The sequence below is a fragment of the Pseudoalteromonas sp. C8 genome, from assembly GCF_011378685.1.
GTDB classification, from domain to species: domain Bacteria; phylum Pseudomonadota; class Gammaproteobacteria; order Enterobacterales; family Alteromonadaceae; genus Pseudoalteromonas; species Pseudoalteromonas arctica.
Genome location: NZ_WTKT01000008.1, coordinates 77,696 through 103,767, shown reverse-complemented (window position 1 = coordinate 103,767; position 26,072 = coordinate 77,696). Strand labels below are relative to the sequence as shown.

Here is a 26,072-nt window from a genome sequence, read left to right as displayed (position 1 = left end):
ATGACATCAAAGCAAGGTTCCCTTTACTTAATAATTACTTTAAAGCCTTTATGGCTACATTTTTATAATTTCACCACGAAGTGGTGCCATTCTAGAGAGAATATCGTTTTGCAAACTATGGCTAATGTTCTGCTCATTCATTGCATTTATAAGTAAATCAACCACATGATTAAAGTCTTTCTCTGTAATATGCATACCTGTATGGATTGCTACCATAGAGTCGCCATCGTATGTACATGGGCCTTCTACTAACATACACATATGAGTAATAAACCCTTGGCGAAAGTACGCTATATTGCTGTGTTCAAAGTAATGAATTATCTGCTCGTCATTACCTATTTGATAGATAAAGCTATCAACAATTCTGCCTATCCCCGCTTTACCATCGAGCTTTTGATAAAGCGATAATTGTGTTGAGCTAGCACAACTACAAAGCAATCCTACGCATACTATAAAAATACCAACGCTTTTCATTACCAATACCCTGTTACCGATAAATACCAACCTGTTTGATCGTCAGCTCCTGCAATGCTTCCTAAATCAAGGTAAGCCGCTGTCACACTTACGTGCTTATTAGGCATCCATGCTACAAATAAGTCTTTCCAATCTTGTTCGCCTAAGTTTAAGTTATTTGATTTTTGACGATACTCAACACCTACGGCGACTTCACGACTAAAAAATAGTGCTGTGCTGCCTTCAAATAGCACTTTACCACTACCATTTTCTCCACCGTAGCCAAGCAAACCAAGTTGATTAGCTTCGCTGTATCGTGTAGTTACGTTCCAAAACCAGTTATAACCAGCAATAGCCCCCAAATGTAACTTACTAGCAGCGAGGTAGTAGTCAGTGCCGCTAGTATCTTCTGCGCCTACAAGTGTTGCAATACTGCCATCATCCAGTGATTTATGCTGAATACCTAAGCTAAGTTGTGGCCAATCACTGTAAACAATATCGCCATATAAACGTATTTTAGCACCTGTAATTGACTGCTCTATTTCAGCATCAAGTGCTGGTACATCAAAGCGCTGTTGGGCATAACTGAGCTCAACGCGATTAAATAAATTAAGTTGTGCACCACATACGTCAAGTGTGTAGTCGGTTACATCTGCGCGGCTACAAAAGCCATTTACCGAAAATTCGTCATCACTTGCGTACCCAGCAAGTTGTGCCCACGGTACAATACCACCGCCGCCACTGCCTTCAATTTGAGAAACTCCCGGCGTAGCTAGCAGTTTTCCATTGCTTGCAATGCTCGGTACACTAATTATTAAAAACAAACTTGCTAATAAGTATTTAATTTTTTTCATAGTATTCCTCCAGCCATTCTTCTAATAGTTCTGCTTTTAAAGGCCTACTTAAGTAATAGCCTTGTGCATGGTCACACTGCATACCTCTAAGTAAATTTAATGAGCCAAGTGTTTCAACCCCCTCAGCTACAACCGAGAAACCTAGCTGATGCCCCAACGTAATTGATGATTGCACTATAAATTGATCTTTTTGCGATTCATCAAGTTTTAGGATAAAGCACTTATCTAGCTTAAGCTCATCAATCGGTAACATTTTTAATCGACCAAGTGATGTTTGCCCTACACCATAATCATCTAATGATATTTTAACGCCAATTGCCTTTAGGTTTTCGAGCGCTTTAATACCTTTTTCTTCGTTTTCGATCATATCGCGCTCAGTAAGCTCAATAGTGATCAGCTTAGGATCTACTTTGTACTTTTTAAGCGTACGAACTAATGCAGCATGAAAGCCCGGAAATGCTATGTCTTGCGCAGATACATTTATTGCAGCTTGTAAGTTTATATTTTTAAACTGCCAATCAGCTACTTGTGCTACAACCGTATTAACAACCCACCCTGTAAGTTCAACAATAAGGCCCGACTGCTCAGCCAAGTCAATAAACAGTTCAGGATTAACCCAGCTACCATCTTTTCGCTGCCAGCGAATAAGCGACTCAACTTTATCTATTTTTTGCGTTTTCATGTGTAATTTTGGCTGATAGGTCATAAATAACTGACCATCATCATCACTAATAGCCTGCTTTAATTCATCAAGCATTATTAAGCGCTCTAAGTGCGCCTCGTCTTCACCATTTTGATAATAATGTATGCTCTCTTGTGTGTTTGCAGCACTTTCAACAGCAATTAGCACGCGGCGCATTAAGTCATCACTTGCAATTCCTTGCGTAGGATACTGCACAATGCCCGCACTAAAGCGTAAGTTAATTTTTAGTTTTTGAATGGTGTAGCACGCTTGTAATTGTGCCATTAAGCCAACAATACCGCTTTTGTGTTCGCGCGCTGCCGCAGTCGGAAACACAGTTAAAAACTCATCGCCGCCAATACGAGCATGAAAGCCCCCTAACTCATCCGAAAACTCACTTATTCTACAAGCAACCGCCTTTAGGCAGTCATCACCAATGCGCGGACCGAGCTTATCGTTTATATGGCGAAGACCTTTTATGTCTATTGCAACGAGCGTGTACTCGGCTGATGAATCTAACTCTTCATCAAGCACCTCAAGCATAGCTGAGCGGTTATAAAAGCCTGTTAGGGAGTCGTGTCTGGCTTGAAAGCTAATTTGTTGCTCGCGCTGATTAATATCATTACCCATGCTATCAAACGCTGCGACTAGCGTGTCTATTTCGGTGCTTTGCCTGCGCCCTTTAAATTCAAAAGTATAATTACCTTGTGCAAATTGCCTTGCTATTACAGCTAGTTGAGTAAGTGGCGTAGTTAAATTATTTGCAAATATGCTGCTCGTAATAACACCTACAAACATAGTTAAAATAGCTAAAATAATAAGTGTAAAAAGAAGTTTTTCGAAGTCACTATAACTTTGTGTTAAATCGGCGCTCAGTAAAATAATTATAGGATGGGTCAACAACGATGGTAAATCTATATCTCGGTTACGATACACCAAATACTCACCAAAAAACCGCGAAGTGGTTACGGTACTAAAATAGCTAACAGGTTCAAATTGCTCAGGGCGATTAGCTAATGAACTAATAACAATATCGTCAGCGCTACCTATAAAGCTCACATCCATGCCTGTTAAGCTTTTTAGTTCATGGGCTACATTGTCATCAATTTTAAAGCCCACCAAACTATAGGCCACTGTACGTGGCGCTCTTACGGGTAATAAAATAATTTGGTAAAGCTCGTTATTAAGCACCACAAAACTAGACTCTTCTGGCGCACTTAAAAGCTCTTCCATTAACGGCTTTAAGTTATGTGCAAAAACATCTTCGTCAGTATTGGCGGAAATTAGCTTACCCGATAAATCAAGTAACAGCATTAATTCGGCATCAATACGTTGGCTATGATTAAACAACACACTGCTTATTGTCCCGGCATCTCGCGTTGCTACAGCTTGCTTAAAACCAAAGTCGGAGGTGAGTACTTTTGCTGCGGTTAGTAGTAAGCTTTCTTTTGATTTTAAATATTGCTTATAAACATTTTGCGCTACGGTAATGTCTTGATTTACTTTTTCTTCTTGAAACTTACTCGTAGACCACCAAAAACTAAACAAGCTGACCATAGTGGTTAATAACACTAAGCCAACACATAAAATGGTTATGCGATTTCGTAAACTATTAGTCATTACCAGCCTTAAACTTACTACCAAAGGTATTTCTAGGTGCTGGGGTCGATGTGTTTACTGTTATCTGTAACTGTTTTTGAGAATTAATTGTTATCATTTTTTTATTCTCCAATGGCGCTGTTTGTAAAGGGTGCCACAAACTCACTTGTGCAGGCAGCGTATTAATAGGCAAACTAACATAGCCTTTTTTATCTGTTTTATATACGGATTCACTACTCGCTACATAGATATAGCCAACCATAGAGTCATGAATATTACACCCTAAAACAACAACCCCTTGTTGCTCAAACGTAATGGGCTCTTTTGGTTGCCCTGAATATAATCTTAGTTGAAAAGGCTTAGCTTGTGAAAAAGAATAAACATGATGGCGAATATTATCGCTGTTAGGAAAGTTAACTTTTTGACCCTGTTGTACAACTAATAATTCGGGTAAAAACTGCTTATGGACTTGATCCATTATAGCAATGGGCAAATTTGATGGTGTGGCTTGTTTGTCAGCAATATTAAGCTCAACCACTGCACCTGATAACTTTTGGCCGTGTTGATCTTCTATTACTAATTCAATATTCGCACTTAAAGCAAACTGACTAAAAAACAAACCTATAGCTAAAAAGTAATGACTTTTAGCAAACTTTTGCAATGCCCGCTCAAACATAACAACACCTAAATATTAATGTTAGGTTAAGTTAATTAGAGACGAGCACTAATTGCAAGAATTATAGCCCAGTAACTAAAAATAAAGACTTAGTTACTGGCTTTGTTAGCACTTAAGTGCTGCTATTTAACAATTAATCCGTAATCGTTATCTAAAATAGTAATTACTTCTTGGCGAGGATCTTCAGGGATCACAATATCTTTACCTACAATTTTGCTCGCTATGCCAACATAGGTATTTGACACTTCAAGCATTACTGATTCTGGTAAAATATAATCTTTTGCTAATTGCTCACGCTCACTCATGCGATCTTTATTTAATAATACGTCGCTCTCTGGCACATTATTAATAAGTAATTGGCGAAAACCTTCTTTAGAATTTTCAACAATTTTACCATTTTTGTATGCAGCTTCATCCCAAATACGTGACGAATCAGGCGTGCCTACTTCATCAATATATATAAGCTGTTGCGCGCCATTTAAATCCTCTACATAACCAAACTCAAATTTTGTATCTACAAAAATTTGGTTAAGCTTCGCTAGTTCATCACTAATTAATTTAAAACCTTCAACTAACAGCTTTTCGTATTTGGTTACGTCATCTACCGATTTAAAGTTAAATACGTCTAAGTTATTAGTAATGTTAGCGCGAGTAATATTTACATCATCAACTGGCGGAATATCAGCAACGCCTTTAATAATACCTTTTGTTGATGGCGTAATTAAAACGTTATCAAGCTTTTGGTTCGCTTTTAAGCCTTCAGGCAAGTCAATACCACAAAAGTTACGTATGCCTTTAGCGTAGTCACGCCACATGCTACCCGTAATATATTGGCGAGCAATTGCCTCTACTTTTACTGTACTAGCTTTGCGTACAATCCACACATACGGATGTGGAATATCAACAATATGATTACCCGCAAGGCCTGCTTTATCAAATAACTTAAACCAATGGGCTGCCACTGAGTTTAACGCTATACCTTTACCTGGTACGCCATTTAAACCATTTTCGCCTTGCCAAATGCAATCAAATGCAGAAATTCGGTCTGAAATAACCATAATCGCAAGCTCAGTACCTGTCGGTACTTGGTAGCCTTTGTCTTTAATTAATCGTGCGCTGTCTTCATCAGTTAACCAATAAACTGAACGAACTTTACCGCTGTGTACTTCACCTTTGGTACGAATGGGTAAATCATCGTTTACGTCTAAAACTTTATAGCTAGTCATGCTATCTCCGGGGTTAGGGATGCTCTTTGAGCAAAGTATGGTATGGGGTTATATGGGCTGTATAATAATCTAGCCAACCTCAAAGCTCAATCGGATGCTTAAAACAAATAAAGGCATATATTTATAAGCAAGTCGCAATGGGGTAAACTTAATGTGCTAACCAGCCTGAGGAGATAGCTTGAACTACTTAACTGCCACTAAAAATAAAAAATACTTGATGTATATTTCTCAGAATTATTCATACGCTATCTTGAGACCTTTGCAGGCGCAAATATTGGCATATGGTGGTGAAGTACGCTGGTTTTTAGCTGGTAGCGAAGTAAACCCCGATTTTTTAACCACAAACGAGCAGCGTTTACATACCATAAAAGATGTTAAAAGCTGGTCTCCAAACATTACATTTATACCGGGCAATATAGTACCGAGCTTTATTCCGGGTAAAAAAGTAGCTGTATTTCATGGTTTTAACTCTGAAAAGCGCAGCTCTGAAGGTAATCGTGGGCATTTTACTATTCGTGGTTGTTACGATTTATATTGTACGCAAGGTCCAAATACAACAACCCGATTTAAAGAGCTAGCTAAGCAGCATGGTTTCTTTAAAGTAGCTGAAACTGGCTGGCCAACGCTCGATCCACTTTTTAGCAATACTTCAAATAATCCTTATGTAAGTGACGACTCTCGCCCTACTTTACTTATATGCTCTACTTTCTCACGAAAGCTGTCACTTGCTCCTAAATTATATGAGCAAATAAAACATTTTAGTAAACAAGGTAAGTGGCGTATTTTGATGCAATTTCATCCTAAAATGCCTACCGAATGGGTTAATAAATACAAAGCGTTGAGTAGCGAAAACCTAACATTTATTGAAACCGATAACGTCTTGCCGTTACTGCAAGCTGCCGATGTTATGCTGTGCGATACTTCGTCAGTTCTTTTAATGTTTTTACTACTACGTAAACCGGTAGTAACATTTTGCAATCAAAAACCACTTCCTCATTTACTTGATATTACCGATGCTGATGAAGTAGAAGCAGCTATTGAACATGCGCTTACTAAACCTAGTGATTTAATGCAAAGTATTGAAAGCTATTGCCAGGAACTTCATCCATATACCGATGGTCAATCTAGCCAGCGCGTATTAAATGCAGCTAATGAATTTTTACAAAGTAGCGATAAACTAAAATCCAAACCACTAAATATAATAAGACAACTAAAAATGCGTAAAGATCTAAACTATTGGGGTTGGTAACCAAATAATGATAAACCTAAAAAATGTTACTTTTAAGTGGCATAAAAGCGATAGCTCTCCCACGCTCAACATAAAAGAGCTAGTTATTGAAAAAGGCGAGCGTATTTTTTTACACGGTCCTAGTGGCTCAGGTAAATCGACATTGTTAGCGATTCTTGCTGGTATTAATACAGCCACCAGCGGTGAGGTATCAATTTTAGACCAAAACCTAACTACATTAAGCAATACTACCCGTGATGTTTTTAGAGCGGATCACATTGGCTACATTTTTCAAAACTTTAACTTGCTTCCTTATTTAACTCCTATTGAAAATATAACGCTTGGGTGTGAGTTTTCAAAAAGTCGAAAACAAAAAATATTAAAGCAATCATCAAATAAAAACTCTGCCTTACAAAAAGAAGCGATGCGGTTATTAAATGCTTTAGGCCTTACTGCGCAGTATCACCATAAAGATGTAGCGACATTGAGTATTGGACAGCAACAGCGCGTTGCTGCAGCTCGCGCATTTATAGGCAGCCCTGAATTAATAATTGCTGATGAGCCCACATCTGCACTCGATACAAATAACCGTGAGAGCTTTATAAAGCTACTGTTTGAACAAGCAAAGTTATCTAATAGTACGCTGGTATTTGTGAGCCACGATGAAACACTAAAGCCTTTATTTGACCGCTCCATTGACCTTATAAGCTTGCAGGAACAAGTATGATTCTCGCTAAACTTGCTTACAAAAGCTTATTAAACCGCCGCGCAAGTGTACTGCTTACATTATTTACTATCGCAATTAGTGTAATGTTACTTTTAAGTATTGAGCGTGTACGAATTGATGCTAAAAGTAGTTTTAGTAATACTATTTCGGGCACTGATTTAATTGTTGGTGCGCGTACCGGCGACATACAGTTGCTGCTTTCGTCAGTATTTAGAATTGGCCATACTAATAACGGCGTAAGCTGGAAAAGTTATGAATACATAACAAGTCAGCGTGGCGTAAAATGGAGCATACCTATAAGCCTAGGCGACAGCCATAAAGGTCAAGCGGTACTAGGCACAACACTTGATTACTTTAGCCATTATCGCTTTGCAAAAAAACAAAACTTAACCTTTAACAAAGGCCAACCTTTTGCTGCAATTAACGAAGTGGTGCTAGGTAGTGAAGTTGCAAATAAATTAGGTTATAAACTTAACGACTCTATTGTTATATCGCACGGTATGGGGAACACCAGTTTTCATCATCATGACGATAACCCATTTAAAGTCGTCGGTATTTTAAACTCTACTGGCACGCCTGTTGATAAAACGCTGCATATTCCTTTGGCTGCAATCGATTTAATTCACGGCGGTAAAGCGAGCCTTGAGCATGAGCATGACGACCTAGTTGGGCATCCAAAACAAATTACAGCATTTTTAATGGGATTCAAATCGCCTTTATACACGCTACAAATTAGGCGCAATATAAATCAATATAAGCCAGAAGCCCTGCTTGGGATTATGCCAACCGTAACACTTAAAGAGTTATGGGAAATGCTCGCCATAGTAGAAAAAATACTTTTGCTATTCTCAGCTGTTGTCGTGTTAATTAGCCTACTTGGCATGCTAACGACATTGCTCGCAAATTTAAGTCAGCGTCGTCGCGAACTTGCTATATTACGTTCGGTAGGCGCTCGCCCTTGGCATTTATTTACACTTATAAGTATTGAGTCACTACTGACCACTTTACTTGGTTGCCTAGCAGGTAGTGTGCTTTACTATTTAGCTATTTTTTCAGCCGGCGGTTACTTACAAAGCCATGCCGGTATAAGCGTAAATATCACAATACTCTCTTACTATGAACTGGGCTTAATCGGCGTTATTATGGTAGCCGGTTTTATTATTGGCTTAATACCCGCTACTCGCGCTTATTTTTATTCACTCAGCGATGGTATGAGTATAAAAGCATAATTTTTAGGGATTTTATGACATTTTTTAAAACAGCTTTTCAGTACATTGCTGCTATTGGCTTATTATTTATAAGCGTAGCGAGTTATGCTAATCCACCAAAAGAAATTTTTTGGGAAGACTTAATCCCTAAAAACCACGTGCAAATAGACACTCAAGCACAAGCTAATCACGAAGGTAGTGATCAAAACTGGGTGCAACCCGATTTAGATGCTCCAGTGGTAAAGGCACTTGATGGCCAATCGGTGAGTTTGCCTGGTTTTGTTGTGCCACTTGAGGGCGATAGCGAAGTAATTACCGAGTTTTTACTCGTTCCTTATTTTGGCGCCTGTATACACGTACCACCACCACCGCCAAATCAAATAGTCCATGTAACAATTAAAGGTGGAGTACCAATAGATAGCCTATACGACGCAATTGTTGTAACTGGAATAATAAGTACACAAACGTGGTCGGGCGAAATCGCGCAGGTAGGATATAAAATGAAAGCGGTCGGTGTAGCACCGTTTGAGCTTTAAAATTAAGGGCCCGCTTTTAAAGCTGGCCCTTAAATCTCATTAAATTTAGAATCGATAAAATTTACATAACTAAATATTCAAATAACTAGATAACTAGATAACTACTTTTGGCAATTTGAGCAAAAAATAGTACTGCGCTGCCCCAATCTAATTTCTTCTAATTCGTTTTCACACGTCATACATGGCTTGCCTTTGCGCCCATATACTAATAACTCTTGAGCAAAATACCCTGGCTTACCATCACTTTGTGCAAAGTCTTTAAGCGTTGTACCACCTTGTATTATAGCCGCAGCAAGCGTGTCCTTTATAATAGGGATAAGTGCTTGATAACGTTTGAGCGATACTTTTCCCGCTTCTCGCTTTGGATGTATACCCGCTTTAAATAACGATTCATTCGCGTAAATATTACCAACACCAACCACCACTGCGTTATCCATAATAAATTGCTTTACGGGTACTTTTTTATTGCGCGATTGTTCGTACACGCGTTTAGCAAAAAAATCATCGGTAAGCGGCTCAGGACCAAGCTTAGAGAGTAGCTTATGCACTTCACCTGGCTCTTGCCATAAGCAGCAACCAAAGCGACGAGGATCGTTTAAGCGCAGTGCTTTACCGTTGCCAAAAATAAACTCTACGTGGTCATGCTTTTTAAGCGGCTCACTTTTATCTACAACACGTAGATTACCTGACATACCCAAATGTAAAATAGTGCTCCCAAGCTCACAGTGTAAAAGTAAGTATTTAGCTCGTCGTTCAATACTAGTAACAATTAGCCCTTCAAGTTGATACACGTCATCTGGCACTGGCCAGCGCATACTGGCATTGTAAATATTTACCTTTGTAACAACTTGGTTTTGTACGTGGGGAGTGATGCCCATTCGGCTCACTTCTACCTCTGGTAATTCAGGCATTAATTAGACTCACTTTGTGAAAAATCAAAACTAGGAAATAACTGCTGTGCAGTTTTTAAATCGAGTGCGAGTATTCGTTGGCTACTCTTTTCGAGTAAGTAATATTGCCCATCGCCTTTATAAAGCAAATAAACCCAAGGTAAACTCTCGCCAGCCAACTCAAATGTAGCAACATATAAAGGTGCATTAGGATTAAAAACAACAGATTCGTTAACACCCATTAACTGCGCGCTTTGCCATTGGTTAATTAAATCACTAAGTTGCTGCTCAGAGGCTTGCCACACAAGCGGTATGTCTTTTTGTAGTGGGGTTGTACGCCAGCTTGTTCCTATTCGCTCAATTTTTTGATCAACAAATTGCAGTGTCAGTACAAAACTTTGCTGGGGGAGTACGGCTTGTAATGTTGGTTTATCCTCCCCTCCCAAAAGTTGCTTATGCCAGCCATTCAAAAAGAAGATCATAATCAACATCGAAAATATTATAACGTTGTTCCAACCTTTACGGCCCAGTCGCATATTAATACACCTAGTAAATTCAAGATTTTAAAGTGTAACTAAAACTTAATTGCGCTGTCTATATGTTAAAGGCCGCAGACTTTGTTAGAATATCGGCAAATTTAAAGGAGTTCCGTCAATGTCTATGTATGTAGTGGGCCATAAAATCCCAGATTCAGATTCTATTTGTGGTGCAATTGCACTGGCTTATTTAAAAAACCAAATCGATGAGCCAGCAATTCCAACTCGTCTTGGTGAAATATCACCTGAAACTCAATTTATCCTTGATAAATTTGGCTTCGAAGCACCAGAGCTTAAATTAAGCTACGCGGGTGAAGATGTGTATATTGTAGATCACACAGAAAAAACACAAGCACCCGATGATATCGACCAAGCTCGCGTTGTTGGCGTGGTAGATCACCACAAATTAGGTGACTTAACATCATCTACTCCGCTTGAATGTTGGATTCGTCCTGTTGGTTGTTCAAACACCATTATTAAAATGATGTACGACTTCTACAGCGTAGAAATCCCTAAAGACATCGCGGGTATTATGATGTGTGCAATTTTAAGCGACACAGTCATATTTAAATCACCAACATGTACCACTGCCGATATTAAATGTGTTGAAGCGCTAGCTGAAATTGCAGGCGTAGAAGACTTTAAAGAATTGGGTATGGATATGTTTCGCGTTAAATCTGCGGTAGAAGACACACCAGCACGTGATTTAGTAATGCGCGACTTTAAAGATTTCAACATGAACGGTAACCTAGTAGGCATTGGCCAACTAGAAGTAATCGACCTTGCTGTTTTTGACGATATTAAAGCAGACCTTGCAGCCGATATTGCTAAGCTAAAAGTTGAGGGTAATCGCCACTCTGTATTTTTACTACTTACCGATATAATGAAAGAAGGCTCAGAAATGCTAATTGTATCTGACGATGCAAACTTAGTTGAGCAGGCTTACGGTGTAAAACCAGAGAATGATAAAGTATGGTTAGATGGTGTACTGAGCCGTAAAAAGCAAGTAGTACCACCACTACAAGATGCATTCACAAAAATCTAATGATACCAATTTTATTAAAAACATGATTATTTTATCGCATTAAATAGCTCACTAATTTAATGCTATTGGTATAACGTTTTTTGATTTAAAAGCCTTGTTGGTTATGCCAACGAGGTTTTTTATATCAATTCACTAATCATATTTTTAAAAACAAAAAACCCAGCCTAGGCTGGGTTTTTAAATTCTAAAAGAACTAAAATTACTTAATTTTAGCTTCTTTAAAAAGAACATGTTTACGAATCTTTGGATCAAACTTTTTGATTTCCATCTTCTCAGGCATGTTACGTTTGTTTTTGTCAGTAGTGTAGAAAAAACCAGTACCGGCAGTTGAAACTAAACGGATTTTATCGCGCATGATTCAGATCCTTAAACTTTAACGCCGCGAGCACGGATTTCTGTAAGAACCGTGTCGATGCCTTTTTTATCGATAATACGCATACCTTTAGTAGTAGTGCGTAATGTTACAAAACGTTTTTCACTTTCAACCCAAAAACGGTGTGTTTGTAGGTTAGGTAGGAAACGACGTCTAGTCGCGTTTCTCGCGTGTGAACGGTGATTACCAACCGCAGGACGCTTACCTGTAACTTGACATACTTTAGACATGTCTATATATCTCCAATAACTTCGCTCGAGCTTAATTTAATCTAAGGCCGTGTATTTCCGCCCTAGAGATAAATCGAAGGGCGCTCTTTATACAGCTTTTACAGGCAAAGATCAAACACTGATCTATCCAATCAGCTCATATATGTAAATTTGATAGCGGCTAATTATAAAGATCGAATGCCCTTAGGGAAAGTAAAAACTGCATTTAAATTAAACTAATTTGCCAAAACACGTTAAACAGCTCATTTTTAATACACTTCTGTATCTAACAAAGCTAAATCAGGCCTCGCTCGGCAAACGAAACACACGTTTCTCCACCAACAATGATGTGATCGAGCACACTTATGTCGACCAATTGCAGTGCTTGCTGCAATTTATTAGTAATAAGTTTGTCTGCTTGGCTCGGTTCTGCAATACCACTTGGATGATTATGCGCAAAAATAACAGCGGCTGCATTATTTTTAAGGGCAGCCTTTACCACTTCACGCGGATAAACGCTGGCAGAATTAATTGTGCCATAAAAAAGTATTTCATCTTTTACTAATCTATTTTGGCTATCTAGGTATAACACCATAAATACTTCTTGTTGCAAACCTCGCATTTGAATTGTTAGGTAATCGTAAACTGAGTTTGGCGAATTAAACACGGCGTCTCGTTGGCAACGCTCCTGCATATAACGTTGGCTTAGCTCTAACACAGCTTGTAGCTGAACATACTTAGCGGTCCCTAACCCCTTTTGAGAGCAAAACTCCTCAATGCTGGCATTAAACAAATTATGAAGTGTTTTATTCTCGTTTAATAAATGCTGAGCCAACTCAATTACATTCATTCCCGGTAACCCTGTTCGTAAAAATATGGCAAGAAGCTCTGCGTCAGTCAGCGCCTTAGCCCCCTTTGCTATGAGCTTTTCACGAGGTCGAAGTGAGTTTGGTAGTGACGTAAGTTGCATTATTCATCCTTGAGAGGCGAAAGTGTCTTATAAATGTAATGCAAATTTGAAATTTAGCCTGTTATTTCGAATTAAAAAACTTCGCTGTATGGGTAAAGATTTGTTATTTTAAGCCCAATATTTAATAAAAACTGATGAACATCCATGACTAACTTAACAAACAAAAAAATTGTACTAGGTATTACCGGCGGTATTGCAGCTTATAAATGTGCAGAACTCGTTAGGCGATTAAAAGACTCTGGTTGTGAAGTAAAAGTAGTTATGACTGAATCAGCTAAACACTTTATTACACCACTGACCATGCAAGCCGTTAGTGGAGAAACAGTCTCTGACTCATTACTAGACCCTTCTGCTGAAGCTTCAATGGGGCATATTGAATTTGCAAAATGGGCTGACTTAATTTTAGTTGCTCCAGCGACGTGTAATATTATTGCTAAAATGGCAGCCGGCATTGCTGACGACCTACTAACGACGTTACTGCTAGCAACGCCTGCAAAAGTCGCAGTTGCACCAGCCATGAACCAGCAAATGTATGCACACGCAGCAACACAAGCTAATTTAGCCACATTAAAGGCACGTAACGTACTTATTTGGGGCCCTGGTAAAGGTGAGCAAGCCTGTGGCGATATCGGCGCTGGACGCATGTTAGAGCCTCATGAGCTAGTTGCGCTATGTATAGCAAAAGAGCAACCGCAATTACTTGCAGGAAAAACAATTACAATAACAGCAGGCCCAACGCGTGAGCCTCTCGACCCGGTACGCTTTATATCAAATCACAGCTCTGGAAAAATGGGTTATGCACTGGCAGAAGCCGCTTTGCAACTCGGTGCTAAGGTTAATTTAATTTCGGGTCCGGTCACTATAAAAGCCCCTACTGGCGTAAACCTTATCAATATAGAAAGCGCTGAGGAGCTATTAACTGAGTCACTTACCTATGCACCGCAATCAGATGCATTTATTGGCTGCGCTGCTGTAGCAGATTATCGAGCTGCAAACATTGCGACTCAAAAAATGAAAAAGCAAGGCGACGAACTCACCCTTACTTTAACTAAAAACCCTGACGTAATTGCAGCTATTGCCAACCTTACACAAAACCGCCCCTATACGGTTGGATTTGCCGCCGAAACTCAAAATGTAGAAAGCTATGCTAAAGGTAAACTACAAAATAAAAATCTAGATATGATTTGCGCTAATGACGTATCAAAAAGTGGCTTAGGGTTTAATTCCGATCATAATGCTTTAACACTGTACTGGCATAACGAACAACTAGAATTACCAACAACAAGTAAAATAGAAATAGCTCGCAAGGTGATCGAACAGCTGGCTAAACATCTATAAAAAGGCTGGAAACAAACTGAATAAAACATTAACATACGCCAATCATTTGAACAAAAAATGACTAGGGTTCTTAACTGCGCCACTAAGAATAACTAATAAAAAGGAATGTTCATGCCTGCGACAAAAAGAAGTAATCGCAAAGAGCAAATACTGCAAGCACTCGCACAAATGTTAGAAACTAATTTAGGACAACGCATCACCACAGCAAAACTAGCTGCTGAGGTGGGTGTGTCTGAAGCCGCGCTATACCGTCATTTTCCGAGCAAAGCGCGTATGTTTGAGGGCTTAATTGAGTTTATTGAAGATACCCTTTTATCTCGTATAAATATTATTATTGAAAACGAAAAAGAAAGCCAAACGCGCATTTATAACATTCTATTATTACTTCTAACCTTTGCTGAAAAAAATCCAGGCATTACTCGTATTTTAACTGGCGATGCTCTGCAAGGTGAGCAGGAACGTTTACGCGAGCGGGTACAAAGCTTGTTTGAAAAACTAGAAACTCAGTTTAAACAAGTACTTCGTGAGCGTAAATTACGTGAAGGTAAAAACTTTCAAAGTGATGAGCTTACACTTGCAAACTTTTTACTTGCCTACGTTGAAGGCAAAATGAATCAGTTTGTACGTAGCGACTTTAAAGCAAAGCCAAGTGTTCAATTTGAAAAACAATGGCTTGAGCTACAAAAAATTTGGCTGTAATGTTTGCTAAATTAATAAATTAAATACCAAAAAACGACCTACGGGTCGTTTTGTCGTATGTAGCTGCCATTTATCTGATCCGCTCGAATTGTGAGCCAAACTCGTTACAATGAAACAATGTCATAATACGAGAATCAATAATGAAAACAAAACTCACCTTATTAAGCACGGCACTCGTTGCCAGCTTAACTAGCACCGGCATACACGCCAAAGAATCGCTACAATTTAAAGACGTATTTAGTTTTAAATCAGCTAAAAGCACACAACTATCTGACAATGGCCAAGTACTCACTTTTAGTGCAACGCCGTATCGTGGAAATGCAACTGGCCAAGTTTACTCACTACAAAGCAATACGCTCATCGCAGAAGTAGAACGCGGCACTAAGCCTCATATTAATAAAGCCGCTAACTGGGTCGCTTTTACACAAGTGCCTACCTTACTTGAAAAAGAAATAACCAAAAAAAAAGACACACTTAAAAACAATCTGGTACTCGTAAACACGCAATCAGGTGCCCAACAAAACTTTGCTGATGTAAAAGATTACACGGTATCTGATGACGGTATGTGGCTTGCTTATCGTTTAAATAAAAAAGACGATGACGCAAAAGTAGAAGATAAAACCGATAGCGCTAAAAACGAAGTAGACAACGCTATCACGCCCGATAAAAAAGATAAGAGCTATGCGCTTGTTATCGTAAATTTATCTGATAAACGCACCCATACAATAGAAAACGTATTTAGCTACGCGATTAACTCAGCCAACAGCCAGCTATTAGTGAGTCAAAGTTACAGCGATGGTAATAACAACCAAATAGCGCTGATTGAGCTAAGTGACTTTACTAGCAGCGTATTAATTGATGAACCGGGCGCAATCGCAAATAAAATAGCATGGCACCCAACTGACAATATTGCAGTGTTTACATTAGGTAACTATGTAAATGATGACACGCGCCGTCGAAGCTACAGTTTACAGCTATATAAAAACGATAAACTTTCAACAATAGCCTCACCTGATAAAACATGGACCCTAGGTAAAACAGCATCCCTTAAATGGTCAGAAAATGGCGAGCGCTTATATTTTGAAAACCATCCAAAATTAGCAGCTAAAGTAAAAGCCAAAGAATATACCGACGAAGCCTCATTGTACGACTTTGATACCATACGTGAACATAAAGGTTTAGATGTATGGCACAACAACGATGCGCAAATAAAACCGCGTGAAGAACAGCAATGGAACGAAGTTAATAAAAACCGCCATTACAGCGCGGTATATCACGTTAACTCGCAAAAAGTTGCGCAACTTAGTACACCAAACATGCCTGAGGTTGCACTAAAGCCTGAGCGAGATGTGTCTTTACTTGGCTCATCTAACATTCCCTACTTAGAAAAAATAATGTACGGCGGTTTTTTTGCTGATTACTTTGCAGTAAATATAAACACCGGTAAACAAACTCCCATTATTAGTAACTACCCGTTTAAACCGAACCTTGCACCTAATGGAGAGTTTGCGGCTTATTTTAACGACAGCCAAATACAGTTAAAAGATTTAAAAAATAATAAAGTAACACCGCTTACAAAAGCGATTCAGGCAACCTTTGCTGATGATAAACACGACTACCCTTCTACCCAACCTGGTTATGGTTTTGCTGGTTGGATGACCGATAGCAGCCAAGTGCTTGCTTATAGTAAATACGATATTTGGGCATTTGACGTAAAAACGCAGCAAGCTAAACGCCTAACTAATGGTAAGCAAAGCAATACGCAGTACCGTGTTATTAAGCTTGATAAAACCCAAGTGGGCTTTAAAAAAGGCGATACATTACTTGTCTCTGCTATTAACTTACAAACTAAACAAAGCGAAGTGGCAAAGCTCGACTTAACCACTAACACAATAACTAAGGTGCTTAGCGGTAATAAACGCTTTGATATGGTTAAAAAAGCCAAAAAGGCTGACAAGTACTTATTTACCTCGCAAACTTATAGCCAATTTCCTGATTACTACCAAACAGATTTTAGCTTTAGCGCACCAAAAAAAGTGACCACGCTAAACCCACAAATTAGTAATTTTGCCTGGGGCGAAAAGCCAGAACTAATAAGCTATAAAGGCTTTGACGGCGAAGATTTACAAGGCGTCCTAATAAAACCAGCGGGATATAAAAAAGGCGATAAAGTACCTGTGGTTGTGTATTTTTATCGTTACATGAGTCAGCGCATGTTTGATTTTCCAAAAATGGAATTAAACCATCGCCCTAACTTCCCTATGTTTACCTCAAACGGCTATGCGGTATTTTTACCTGATATTCGCTTTGAAATAGGTCACCCGGGTAAATCGTCAACGCAAACCATGATAAACGCCACCCAAAAATTAATAGATTTAGGCATAGCCGACCCTGATAAAGTAGGCTTACAAGGTCACTCTTGGGCGGGCTATCAAAGTGCGTTTATGATAACCCAAACAGATATATTTAAAGCGGTTGTATCGGGTGCGCCAGTATCTAACATGACAAGTGCTTACAGTGGCATACGTTTAAAATCGGGGCTTGCGCGTCAATTTCAATACGAAACAGGGCAAAGCCGTATTGGTAAAAACTTATTTGAAGCTCCTGAGCTTTATATAGAAAACTCACCGGTATTTTTTGCAGATAAAGTTAATACACCTATCTTAATAATGTCTGGCGACAAAGACGATGCAGTACCTTGGCATGAGAGCGTGCAGTACTACTTAGCTCTGCGCCGTGCAGGTAAAGATGCAACCTTTTTACAATACGAAGGTGAACCGCATCATTTGAAAAAGTTTCCTAATCAGGTCGATTTTTCAGTACGTATGATGCAGTACTTTGATCATTACTTAAAAGGCAAACCAGCTGCAAAGTGGATGACACAAGGCGAAGCATTTATAGAGGAATAGATATAACATTTATTCAGAGCTCTACGTAAGCGATAACGGCGAGCTCTGCGTCAATTAAATCAAGGCGAGGCATATTACATTTAAGTAATCAGTCACTACCTAGTCCTTCATACCTTTGAAAAATGCTGTAATGATCTTTAAACTTTTATAAACACCACCGTATATAAGCGTTTTAATCAAAGTTAAAAAGCTATAGTAAAAATCTTATATAGGTAATAATCACTAAATTCAGAGGTTAAAGAGTCGTTCATTATGCTAGGTTTTTGGTACAAAGAGTTTCCACAATACCCTAAAGATCATAAGGATTTTTGGCGTACTCGCTTAATAGCTCACTCTTTACTAATAACTACATGTTACTTTTTAGTTTTAACACTCCTCAATCTTTTTTATTTTGAAAGCTATGACATTGCTTTAATTGATGCCTTAGGACTTACGATATCGTTAGGTATTTATACTTGGTTTAATAAAACAGCCAACGTAAATGCAGCAGCGTGGGCTGTTACCCTTATGGTTGTTAGCTTAATAATGATGTTTGTGATTTCTGTAGGCGGACATGCGCATTCTTTATTTTGGGCAACGTTAATCCCGCCTTTTAGCTTTTTTTTAGTTGGAAGAAACTGGGGAAGCCTATTTAGTACAGTCGCCTTTACTATTTGTGCGTACCTTGTGTATTTACAACAACAGCAAACTGTAACAATTGGCTTAGGCTCTTTATTTAATCTTATAGAGGTAAGCCTTGCTCATATTTTAATTTTTAGATTTTACGAAAAAACACGGTTTTCGGCATACACTCGATTATCTATCCGTAACTTAGAAATTCAACACTTAGCAGAAACCGATAAGTTAACGGGGCTTTATAACAGGCAAAAATTTGATTTTGAATTATCACAGTTAATTGCTAAAAATGACGTTTTTAAAACCCCACATTGCTTACTTATTTGCGATATAGACCACTTCAAAAATATAAACGATACCTACGGGCATTTAGTTGGCGATAACGTACTCACTGAATTTTCTAAAATATTAAAAATGCGTATGGGAAATGATGCACTTATTGCGCGATGGGGCGGAGAAGAATTCACGATTATTTTATCGAACACCTCTTTAAATGATAGCGCTAAAAAAGCTGATGACCTGAGAAAATATATTGCCAAAAACACCATTACAAATATAGCATTTACTATAAGTATTGGGTTAGCAACGATACAAAAAGACGATACAGCGCTATATAAGGCTAAAAATAATGGACGCAATAAAGTATGTGTTAGCGATAACGATTCAACCGTTATCGCTCAATCAACTTACTTAAATGGGTCTATAGCCTAAACTTAAGCGTACTGCCCACAAGCAAATCCACAGCTCCAAGCATACTGGAAATTGTAGCCCCCTAACCAACCCGTTACGTCAGTTACTTCGCCTATAAAGTATAGGCCTTTAGCTTTTTTAGCTTCAAAGGTTTTTGAGCTCAACTCGTCGGTATCTACACCGCCCAAAGTTACCTCAGCAGTACGATAGCCCTCGGTCCCATTAGGCTTTATTTGCCACGCATGAATGTAATTAACTAACTCATCTATTTGGGCATGTGTAAGCTGATTAATATTACAATCTGGTATCGCTTTGCTTTCATGCAGTATTTCTATAAAGCGTTTAGGTAAAATAGTCGAAAGGCTGTTTTTTAACGACTTTTGGGCTTGTGTTTCACGCCAATCAGCAAGTTGTTGCCTTAAATCAATTTCAGGTAGCAGGTTTATAGTGACAGCCTGCCCTGCTCGCCAAAATGAGCTTATTTGCAATATTGCAGGGCCCGATAACCCTCGGTGAGTAAAGAGGATATTTTCTTTAAATACGGTGCCGTCTTCGCTTGAAACTTCACATGGAATACTAATTCCCGAAAGCCCTTCAAAACGATCTTTATCATGCTGATGCAGAGTAAACGGCACAAGTGCAGCCATAGTTGGTAACACGCTTAAGCCAAACTGCTCTGCAATTTTATAACCTATTGGTGTAGCCCCTAGTTTTGGCATGGTTAAGCCACCTGATGCTATAACTAACGACTCACAGCTTAAGGTTTCTTGCTCTGTGGTAACGCTATAGCCGGTTTCGGTTTTTGATACATTGATCACTTCACTGCGTAGCTTTATATTTACTCCGGCCCACTCACATTCGGTTAGTAAAATATCAACAATGTCTTGTGCATTGTTATCGCAAAAAAGCTGGCCTAGTGTTTTATGGTGATACGCCAAGCCATGTCTGTCTACAAGCTCAATAAAGTCATGCTGTGTATAACGACTTAAGCATGATTTAACAAAATGAGAGTTTGTGCATAAGTAGTTATCCGGGGTTGCATTTTCATTTGTAAAATTGCAACGCCCACCACCACTTATTAAAATTTTACGACCTGGTTTTTTCCCCATATCAAGTACTGTAACGCTTCGGCCACGGTATCCAGCTTGCGCTGCACACATTAATCCTGCTGCTCCCGCACCTATTACAATTACATCTACTTGGGTCATTTATTTATCTCATTAAAAAATTTGCTCGATTATAGCAAAGTTTAATAGCTAACAACGCAGCATTTGAATTATTAGTAATAACACAACAAAAACGCATCAGTAATAAGTAGGGAATAATTACCCTCACAATAAAACAACCCTTTATGCTTATTTTTAATTTATATGACAAATACTAAACAACGAGTAAACCGCTAAAAACCTGGGTTATAACTAAATGAAAGAGGTACATAATAAATTGATATTTTAACCCGGTTAACAGATCGTTTACTTTTGTTCCCGCATCGTGATCTTATATCACGAAATAATAAATAAAAATCTAGGGATAATTATGACAACTAGTAAAACTTTTAAAAGATGCGCAATTGCAATTACAGTTAGTACGCTTTTTGCAGCAACATCTGGCATGGCTCAATCAGTTTCAAGTTCAATGACTGAAACATCGGCTAAACTACAAAGCCAAGGCAGTTTCGAAACTCAGTTCATTATTAAATATAAAAATAATAACGAAATGGCAAGCCTCTCAACTGCAGACGCAAGCCTGTCTAGCATGAAAAAGCGCGCACAAAGCTTTGTCAAAAACTTCGCTTCTAAAAAAGGCAAAGTAAAAGCAAAATATATTCGTGCAATGGCACTTAATAACCACCACGTAATGCGTGCTGATAAAAAATTAAGTACAGCAGAAGCCCAAGAGTTTATGCAAGAAATGGTTGATTCTGGCAATGTTGAATACATTGAAGTGGATCAAATGTTAAAGCCGTTTTCAACTCCTAACGACCCTCGCTTTGATGACCAATGGCACTACTACGAGCAAGCCGGTGGTTTAAACTTACCTACTGCATGGGATACCGCAACGGGTAGCGGTGTAGTTGTAGCTGTACTAGATACGGGTTACCGCCCACATGCCGATTTAAATGCTAACATTTTACCGGGTTACGATATGATCTCTAACCTATCGGTAGCTAACGATGGCGGTGGTCGCGATAGCGATGCACGTGATCCTGGTGATGCTGTTGCTGCGAATGAATGTGGTACTAACGGTGCACAAAACTCTAGCTGGCACGGCACGCACGTAGCCGGCACAGTTGCTGCGGTAACCAATAACGGCGAAGGCGTTGCAGGCGTAGCTTATAACGCAAAAGTAGTGCCTGTTCGTGTACTTGGTAAGTGTGGTGGTTTAACCTCAGATATTGCAGACGGTATTATTTGGGCATCTGGCGGAAGTGTTTCAGGCATTCCTGCTAACTCAAACCCTGCAGATGTAATAAACATGAGTTTAGGCGGCAGCGGTTCATGTAGCTCGACAACTCAAAATGCAATTAACACAGCACGCAGTAACGGCACTGTGGTAGTTATTGCTGCAGGTAACGATAACGATAACTCGGCAAACTACAACCCAGGTAACTGTAATGGTGTAGTAAACGTAGCATCAGTAGGTCGTAATGGCGGTCGAGCTTATTACTCAAACTACGGTAGCAATATTGATGTTGCAGCACCGGGTGGCGCGCAAAGTTTTGCAAACGACTCTGAAGGTGTTCTATCAACTTACAATTCAGGTTCGTCTACACCTTCAAGCGACAGCTACGGTTATTCGCAAGGTACATCAATGGCTGCGCCTCACGTAGCAGGTGTTGCGGCACTTATTAAGCAAGCAAAACCAGATGCAACGCCTGACGAAATAGAAAGTATTTTAAAATCAACAACCCGTTCGTTCCCTGCTACATGTACTAGCTGTGGTACGGGTATTGTTGATGCAGCCGCAGCTGTTGCAGCAGCAAGTGGCGGCACTACTCCGCCTACAGGCGGTGATAGCAAGCTTATTAATGGTGAAGCTAAAACAGGTTTAAGTGGGGCTGCAAATGCACAAGCGTTTTACACTATGACCATACCAAGCGGTGCAACTAACGTAACATTCACTATGAGTGGTGGTACTGGTGATGCTGATTTATACGTACGTGCGGGCAGTAAACCTACAACTACTACCTATGACTGTCGCCCTTATAAAGGCGGTAATAGCGAAGAGTGTTCTATTGATAACCCTACTGCGGGAACTTACCACGTAATGCTTAACGGCTACTCTGCGTATTCAGCTGTGAGCTTGGTAGGTAATATTACTGGTGGTTCATCGTCTGGTGGCGGTACAGGCACTCCACAAGCTGGCGGAGGCACTATAAGCGATGTGACAGCCAATACTGGTCAGTGGAAACATTACACGTTAGATGTACCTGCAGGAATGAGTACGTTTACAGTAACAACGTCGGGTGGAAGTGGCGATGCAGACTTATTTGTAAAATATGGCAGCCAACCAACAACCACTACGTACGATTGTCGCCCTTATAAAAATGGCAACGCAGAAACATGTACATTTACCAATCCACAAGCAGGTACTTGGCACTTAAGTGTTAACGCTTATAGCACTTTCTCTGGTTTAACACTTAGCGGACAATACCAACCGTAATTTGAAATTTGAGCCGTAAATAAAAAACCGATGTTGTTTCCAACATCGGTTTTTAAATAGTAAGTAGCTGATTAATTAAAGCTAAAACCTACACTTTATTACTGTTATAGCTTCTCTAGTACTGATTCTGCGCGGCTTACAACAAACTCTTTGTCTTGCTCTACAAATAAACCAGTTACTACTTCATTTTCAATAATCATAGCGTAACGCGTTGAGCGTAAACCACCAAAACTAGCGGTATCTTTATCAAGCCCTAACGATTTAGTGAAACTTCCATCGCCATCGGCAAGCATGGTAATTTCTTGCGCGTTTTGCGAGTCGCCCCATGCTTTCATAACAAATGCGTCATTAACAGATACACAGTAAATAGCATCAACACCTTTTGCTTTAATTTTATCAGCAAGAGTAATAAATTCAGGTAGATGTGCATTTGAACACGTTGGTGTAAATGCACCTGGCACTGCAAATAACACGACTTTTTTACCTTCAAACAACTCTTTATTTGTAAGAGATTGCATACCGTCGTCAGTTAATTGCGTTAACGTAACCGATGGTAATTCTTGGCCTTGCTCAATCATGGTGGTTCCTTTAAAAGATCAATACAGAATAAGTAACAATCATACTACGTAACCTATTACAGTGTAGGTAAAGTGTAACTAACTTAGTAACCCAGAGTAGTCTAGCAAAGGTTTATAGACCGAGTTCACTACATTTTATGAAAACTATTTTAGCTTCTATAGTTTTCATAAAATTTATTGCTCTGTAGTTAAGGTAAATTCAAATCATTTATAAAGCGAGAAAAGTCATTACCTAACTTTTTATCCCGCATGCTGTACTCTACAATTGCTTTTAAATAGCCTAACTTATCTCCGCAATCGTGAGAGCGACCACTCATATGGAATGCTTCAACGGTTTCTTGTGCCATTAATGCGTCAATAGAATCTGTAAGTTGTATTTCACCGCCAGCACCTACAGACGTTTTTGCGAGTAGAGGCCAAATATTCTTACTCAGTACATATCGCCCTACAACAGCAAGATTTGAAGGTGCTAAATCAGCATCAGGTTTTTCAACCATTGCTTTAATTGCAGCACTTTTACCTGGCATTAACTCAACACCGTTTATATCAGCAATACCATATTTACTAACGTCTTCTTTAGCTACCGGCTCAAGCATTATTTGACTTGCTTGAGTTTCTTTAAAGCGTTTAATCATGGCCGCTAAGTTTTCAGTTTTTTGGTCCGCTGTATAAGCATCAAGTATCACATCTGGCAGGAGCACTACAAAGTTATCGTCACCAACTATTGGCTTAGCACACAAAATAGCATGCCCTAGCCCTTTAGCTTCACCTTGGCGTACACTCATAATGGTGACATCAGGCGGACAAATAGAGCGAATCTCATCTAATAAAGCACGTTTAACACGTTTTTCAAGAGTAGCTTCTAGCTCGTAACTTGTATCAAAATGGTTTTCGATTGCATTTTTAGAGCTGTGTGTAACTAATACAATATCTTTAATACCGGCAGATACACATTCGCTGACAATATATTGAATTAGAGGTTTATCAACTATAGGGAGCATTTCTTTTGGAATAGCTTTTGTCATAGGGAGCATTCTCGTCCCTAAGCCTGCTACTGGAATTACAGCTTTCATATCTATCCTTAGTGATTAAGTTTGTAAATAAACTAGCAGATACAAAATAGATACCAGCTGAATAAAGTTACCTCTTTTGAAGAAGTAAATTTGAAGCTGCTTTTAAAGTGAAGACTCTACACTTTAGGAATATAAAATAGATAGGTAAATAGTGAACTTATTAATGATTTTGTTGGGGGGGGGTGAGATTACATTAGCTAAATAAAAAAGCCTGAGATTGTTATTAATAACAACTTCAGACTAATCAATATTTAACAATACCTTACTGAAGGTAGAGTTATAAAACCTTTTTATAATTAAAGACCAGCGCGATCTTTAATCACTGCAATAAGTGGTGAGCTAGCAAAGTTGCCTTCAGCCCAAGCAATATCAGCACCATCTGTTAACGCACTTTTTGATAAGTTTTTAACTATATACTCACCAGTATCCACTGCATTACTAGCAACAGCATGGCGTAATAAGTTATTACCATTACATTGTACTGCATCATAAATATTACGAATTTTTACACGAGAGCTTTTAAGCTTGCTGCGTAATCGGTTTTTATCGTCTGCCGCAATATATTCACAAATAGATACTGCTAATTGATCTTCAGCATTTGCAGGTGCTGTATACGAAAAAGAACTTACAGCGACAACAGCAGTAAGTGCAACTAGCTTTGGTAATTTAAACATGACAAACCCTTTATAATACTTTGTTCTTATATAGACTATCAAATATTATATCAATCTATCAAAAATTACGCAATAATGTTAATGTTCTTTATACAAAGTTACGAATTTATAACTAGATTTGTTTTTTTCATCAGGGAGGTTTTCTTGCTCTTCTTTCACGTCCCAATTAGCAACTTTATTGTAATCAGGAAACTGTGTATCGCCTTTAATATCTAAATCAATAAAGGTTAAATACAAGCGTTCTGCTTTTGGTAAAAATTGCTCATAAATATTACCGCCACCAATAATCATTACTTCTTCAACAGCACAAACCAGTTCTAGTGCGGCCTCTGGTGTGGTTACCACTTCAATACCCTGTGCAGTATATTCGCTGTTTCGAGTAATAATAATATTACGACGCCCAGGTAAAGGACGGCCTATTGACTCAAAAGTTTTACGACCCATGATCACAGGTTTACCCGTAGTTATTTTTTTAAAATGCTGAAGATCCGCAGGTAAATGCCATGGCATTTTACTATCTAGGCCAATTACACGGTTATTTGCCATTGCTGCAATCATTGAAATTATCATAATAAACACCTAGTACTTTATTCTTAAACAAAGAAAAAGGAGCATAAGCTC

25 protein-coding genes are annotated in these 26,072 nt (G+C 38.9%); 10 read left to right on the top strand and 15 right to left on the bottom strand.

All coding sequences use genetic code 11. The features are described 5' to 3' along the window. Positions 1–54: 54 nt before the first annotated feature. The 5 genes from GQR39_RS09710 to GQR39_RS09690 all read right to left on the bottom strand — a co-directional run bounded on the left by GQR39_RS09710 (position 55) and on the right by GQR39_RS09690 (position 5,490). Complete coding sequence (locus GQR39_RS09710; RefSeq protein ID WP_007581961.1) at positions 55–474, bottom strand: group 1 truncated hemoglobin; 420 nt, start codon at positions 472–474, stop codon at positions 55–57. Then, a complete protein-coding gene (locus tag GQR39_RS09705) occupies positions 474–1,307 on the bottom strand; it encodes a DUF3034 family protein (protein WP_007581959.1) in 834 nt (277 codons plus the stop codon). Before GQR39_RS09705 ends, GQR39_RS09710 begins: the two co-directional genes overlap by 1 nt. Beyond that, positions 1,294–3,609 (bottom strand): EAL domain-containing protein, encoded by a 2,316-nt coding sequence (locus GQR39_RS09700; RefSeq protein WP_165735481.1) that lies wholly within the window; start codon positions 3,607–3,609, stop codon positions 1,294–1,296. Before GQR39_RS09700 ends, GQR39_RS09705 begins: the two co-directional genes overlap by 14 nt. Beyond that, on the bottom strand, positions 3,602–4,264 hold the full coding sequence (locus GQR39_RS09695) for a methylamine utilization protein (protein ID WP_165735480.1): 663 nt from the start codon (positions 4,262–4,264) through the stop codon (positions 3,602–3,604). The genes GQR39_RS09700 and GQR39_RS09695 overlap by 8 nt, the downstream gene beginning before the upstream one ends. A 122-nt stretch (positions 4,265–4,386) precedes the next feature. Beyond that, the gene (locus GQR39_RS09690) at positions 4,387–5,490 is read right to left on the bottom strand and encodes a phosphoribosylaminoimidazolesuccinocarboxamide synthase (protein WP_165735479.1); all 1,104 of its coding nucleotides are present in this window, start codon (positions 5,488–5,490) and stop codon (positions 4,387–4,389) included. Between the two features lie 178 nt (positions 5,491–5,668). On the opposite strand from GQR39_RS09690, the gene GQR39_RS09685 reads away from it, so the two are divergent. From GQR39_RS09685 to GQR39_RS09670, 4 genes are read left to right on the top strand one after another with little or no spacing between them, the layout of a single operon-like run. After that, complete coding sequence (locus tag GQR39_RS09685; RefSeq protein ID WP_206007809.1) at positions 5,669–6,739, top strand: CDP-glycerol glycerophosphotransferase family protein; 1,071 nt, start codon at positions 5,669–5,671, stop codon at positions 6,737–6,739. Between the two features lie 7 nt (positions 6,740–6,746). Further along, positions 6,747–7,445, top strand: a complete 699-nt coding sequence (locus GQR39_RS09680; RefSeq protein ID WP_165735478.1) for an ABC transporter ATP-binding protein — start codon at positions 6,747–6,749, stop codon at positions 7,443–7,445. Beyond that, the gene (locus GQR39_RS09675) at positions 7,442–8,674 is read left to right on the top strand and encodes an ABC transporter permease (RefSeq protein WP_165735477.1); all 1,233 of its coding nucleotides are present in this window, start codon (positions 7,442–7,444) and stop codon (positions 8,672–8,674) included. The genes GQR39_RS09680 and GQR39_RS09675 overlap by 4 nt, the downstream gene beginning before the upstream one ends. A gap of 14 nt (positions 8,675–8,688) precedes the next feature. Then, complete coding sequence (locus GQR39_RS09670) at positions 8,689–9,189, top strand: DUF3299 domain-containing protein (protein WP_121954794.1); 501 nt, start codon at positions 8,689–8,691, stop codon at positions 9,187–9,189. A gap of 101 nt (positions 9,190–9,290) precedes the next feature. Here the strand turns inward: GQR39_RS09670 and mutM are convergent, their stop codons facing one another. Next, the gene (gene mutM / locus GQR39_RS09665) at positions 9,291–10,100 is read right to left on the bottom strand and encodes a bifunctional DNA-formamidopyrimidine glycosylase/DNA-(apurinic or apyrimidinic site) lyase (protein WP_121954795.1); all 810 of its coding nucleotides are present in this window, start codon (positions 10,098–10,100) and stop codon (positions 9,291–9,293) included. Beyond that, positions 10,100–10,615 carry a hypothetical protein gene (locus tag GQR39_RS09660; RefSeq protein WP_007581940.1) on the bottom strand — a complete coding sequence of 172 codons (516 nt, stop codon included), beginning with the start codon at positions 10,613–10,615 and terminating at the stop codon, positions 10,100–10,102. Before GQR39_RS09660 ends, mutM begins: the two co-directional genes overlap by 1 nt. Positions 10,616–10,733: 118 nt before the next feature. Between GQR39_RS09660 and GQR39_RS09655 the strand changes: the two genes are divergently transcribed. Continuing rightward, on the top strand, positions 10,734–11,660 hold the full coding sequence (locus tag GQR39_RS09655) for a manganese-dependent inorganic pyrophosphatase (RefSeq protein ID WP_007581938.1): 927 nt from the start codon (positions 10,734–10,736) through the stop codon (positions 11,658–11,660). Between the two features lie 199 nt (positions 11,661–11,859). On the opposite strand, the gene rpmG is transcribed toward GQR39_RS09655, so the two are convergent. From rpmG to radC, 3 genes are all read right to left on the bottom strand, one after another. Then, the gene (gene rpmG, locus GQR39_RS09650; RefSeq protein WP_004335545.1) at positions 11,860–12,015 is read right to left on the bottom strand and encodes a 50S ribosomal protein L33; all 156 of its coding nucleotides are present in this window, start codon (positions 12,013–12,015) and stop codon (positions 11,860–11,862) included. An 11-nt stretch (positions 12,016–12,026) separates the two neighbouring features. Then, positions 12,027–12,263: a 50S ribosomal protein L28 gene (rpmB, locus tag GQR39_RS09645; RefSeq protein WP_004335549.1), complete on the bottom strand. Its 237-nt coding sequence runs from the start codon at positions 12,261–12,263 to the stop codon at positions 12,027–12,029. Positions 12,264–12,537: 274 nt separating this feature from the next. Next, the gene (gene radC, locus GQR39_RS09640) at positions 12,538–13,212 is read right to left on the bottom strand and encodes a DNA repair protein RadC (protein ID WP_007581936.1); all 675 of its coding nucleotides are present in this window, start codon (positions 13,210–13,212) and stop codon (positions 12,538–12,540) included. Between the two features lie 144 nt (positions 13,213–13,356). On the opposite strand from radC, the gene coaBC reads away from it, so the two are divergent. The 4 genes from coaBC to GQR39_RS09620 all read left to right on the top strand — a co-directional run bounded on the left by coaBC (position 13,357) and on the right by GQR39_RS09620 (position 19,484). Beyond that, positions 13,357–14,550 carry a bifunctional phosphopantothenoylcysteine decarboxylase/phosphopantothenate--cysteine ligase CoaBC gene (gene coaBC, locus GQR39_RS09635; protein WP_165735476.1) on the top strand — a complete coding sequence of 398 codons (1,194 nt, stop codon included), beginning with the start codon at positions 13,357–13,359 and terminating at the stop codon, positions 14,548–14,550. 111 nt (positions 14,551–14,661) lie between these two features. Then, on the top strand, positions 14,662–15,249 hold the full coding sequence (gene slmA / locus GQR39_RS09630) for a nucleoid occlusion factor SlmA (protein ID WP_007581932.1): 588 nt from the start codon (positions 14,662–14,664) through the stop codon (positions 15,247–15,249). A 140-nt stretch (positions 15,250–15,389) separates the two neighbouring features. Then, positions 15,390–18,158: a prolyl oligopeptidase family serine peptidase gene (locus GQR39_RS09625; protein ID WP_165735475.1), complete on the top strand. Its 2,769-nt coding sequence runs from the start codon at positions 15,390–15,392 to the stop codon at positions 18,156–18,158. A gap of 252 nt (positions 18,159–18,410) precedes the next feature. Continuing rightward, a complete protein-coding gene (locus tag GQR39_RS09620; RefSeq protein WP_165735474.1) occupies positions 18,411–19,484 on the top strand; it encodes a GGDEF domain-containing protein in 1,074 nt (357 codons plus the stop codon). Positions 19,485–19,486: 2 nt separating this feature from the next. Here the strand turns inward: GQR39_RS09620 and GQR39_RS09615 are convergent, their stop codons facing one another. Beyond that, positions 19,487–20,671 carry an NAD(P)/FAD-dependent oxidoreductase gene (locus GQR39_RS09615; RefSeq protein WP_165735473.1) on the bottom strand — a complete coding sequence of 395 codons (1,185 nt, stop codon included), beginning with the start codon at positions 20,669–20,671 and terminating at the stop codon, positions 19,487–19,489. Between the two features lie 328 nt (positions 20,672–20,999). Between GQR39_RS09615 and GQR39_RS09610 the strand changes: the two genes are divergently transcribed. After that, positions 21,000–23,126, top strand: a complete 2,127-nt coding sequence (locus tag GQR39_RS09610; protein WP_165735472.1) for a S8 family peptidase — start codon at positions 21,000–21,002, stop codon at positions 23,124–23,126. Between the two features lie 104 nt (positions 23,127–23,230). Here the strand turns inward: GQR39_RS09610 and GQR39_RS09605 are convergent, their stop codons facing one another. The 4 genes from GQR39_RS09605 to folA form a co-directional block, all read right to left on the bottom strand. Then, positions 23,231–23,704: a peroxiredoxin gene (locus tag GQR39_RS09605; RefSeq protein WP_165735471.1), complete on the bottom strand. Its 474-nt coding sequence runs from the start codon at positions 23,702–23,704 to the stop codon at positions 23,231–23,233. 188 nt (positions 23,705–23,892) lie between these two features. Continuing rightward, entirely contained in the window at positions 23,893–24,777 is an 885-nt protein-coding gene (gene galU / locus GQR39_RS09600; RefSeq protein ID WP_007586080.1) for a UTP--glucose-1-phosphate uridylyltransferase GalU, read from the bottom strand. Between the two features lie 296 nt (positions 24,778–25,073). Then, entirely contained in the window at positions 25,074–25,451 is a 378-nt protein-coding gene (locus tag GQR39_RS09595) for a DUF3718 domain-containing protein (protein ID WP_007586082.1), read from the bottom strand. 78 nt (positions 25,452–25,529) lie between these two features. Beyond that, the gene (folA, locus tag GQR39_RS09590; RefSeq protein ID WP_165735470.1) at positions 25,530–26,021 is read right to left on the bottom strand and encodes a type 3 dihydrofolate reductase; all 492 of its coding nucleotides are present in this window, start codon (positions 26,019–26,021) and stop codon (positions 25,530–25,532) included. Positions 26,022–26,072 lie beyond the last annotated feature (51 nt).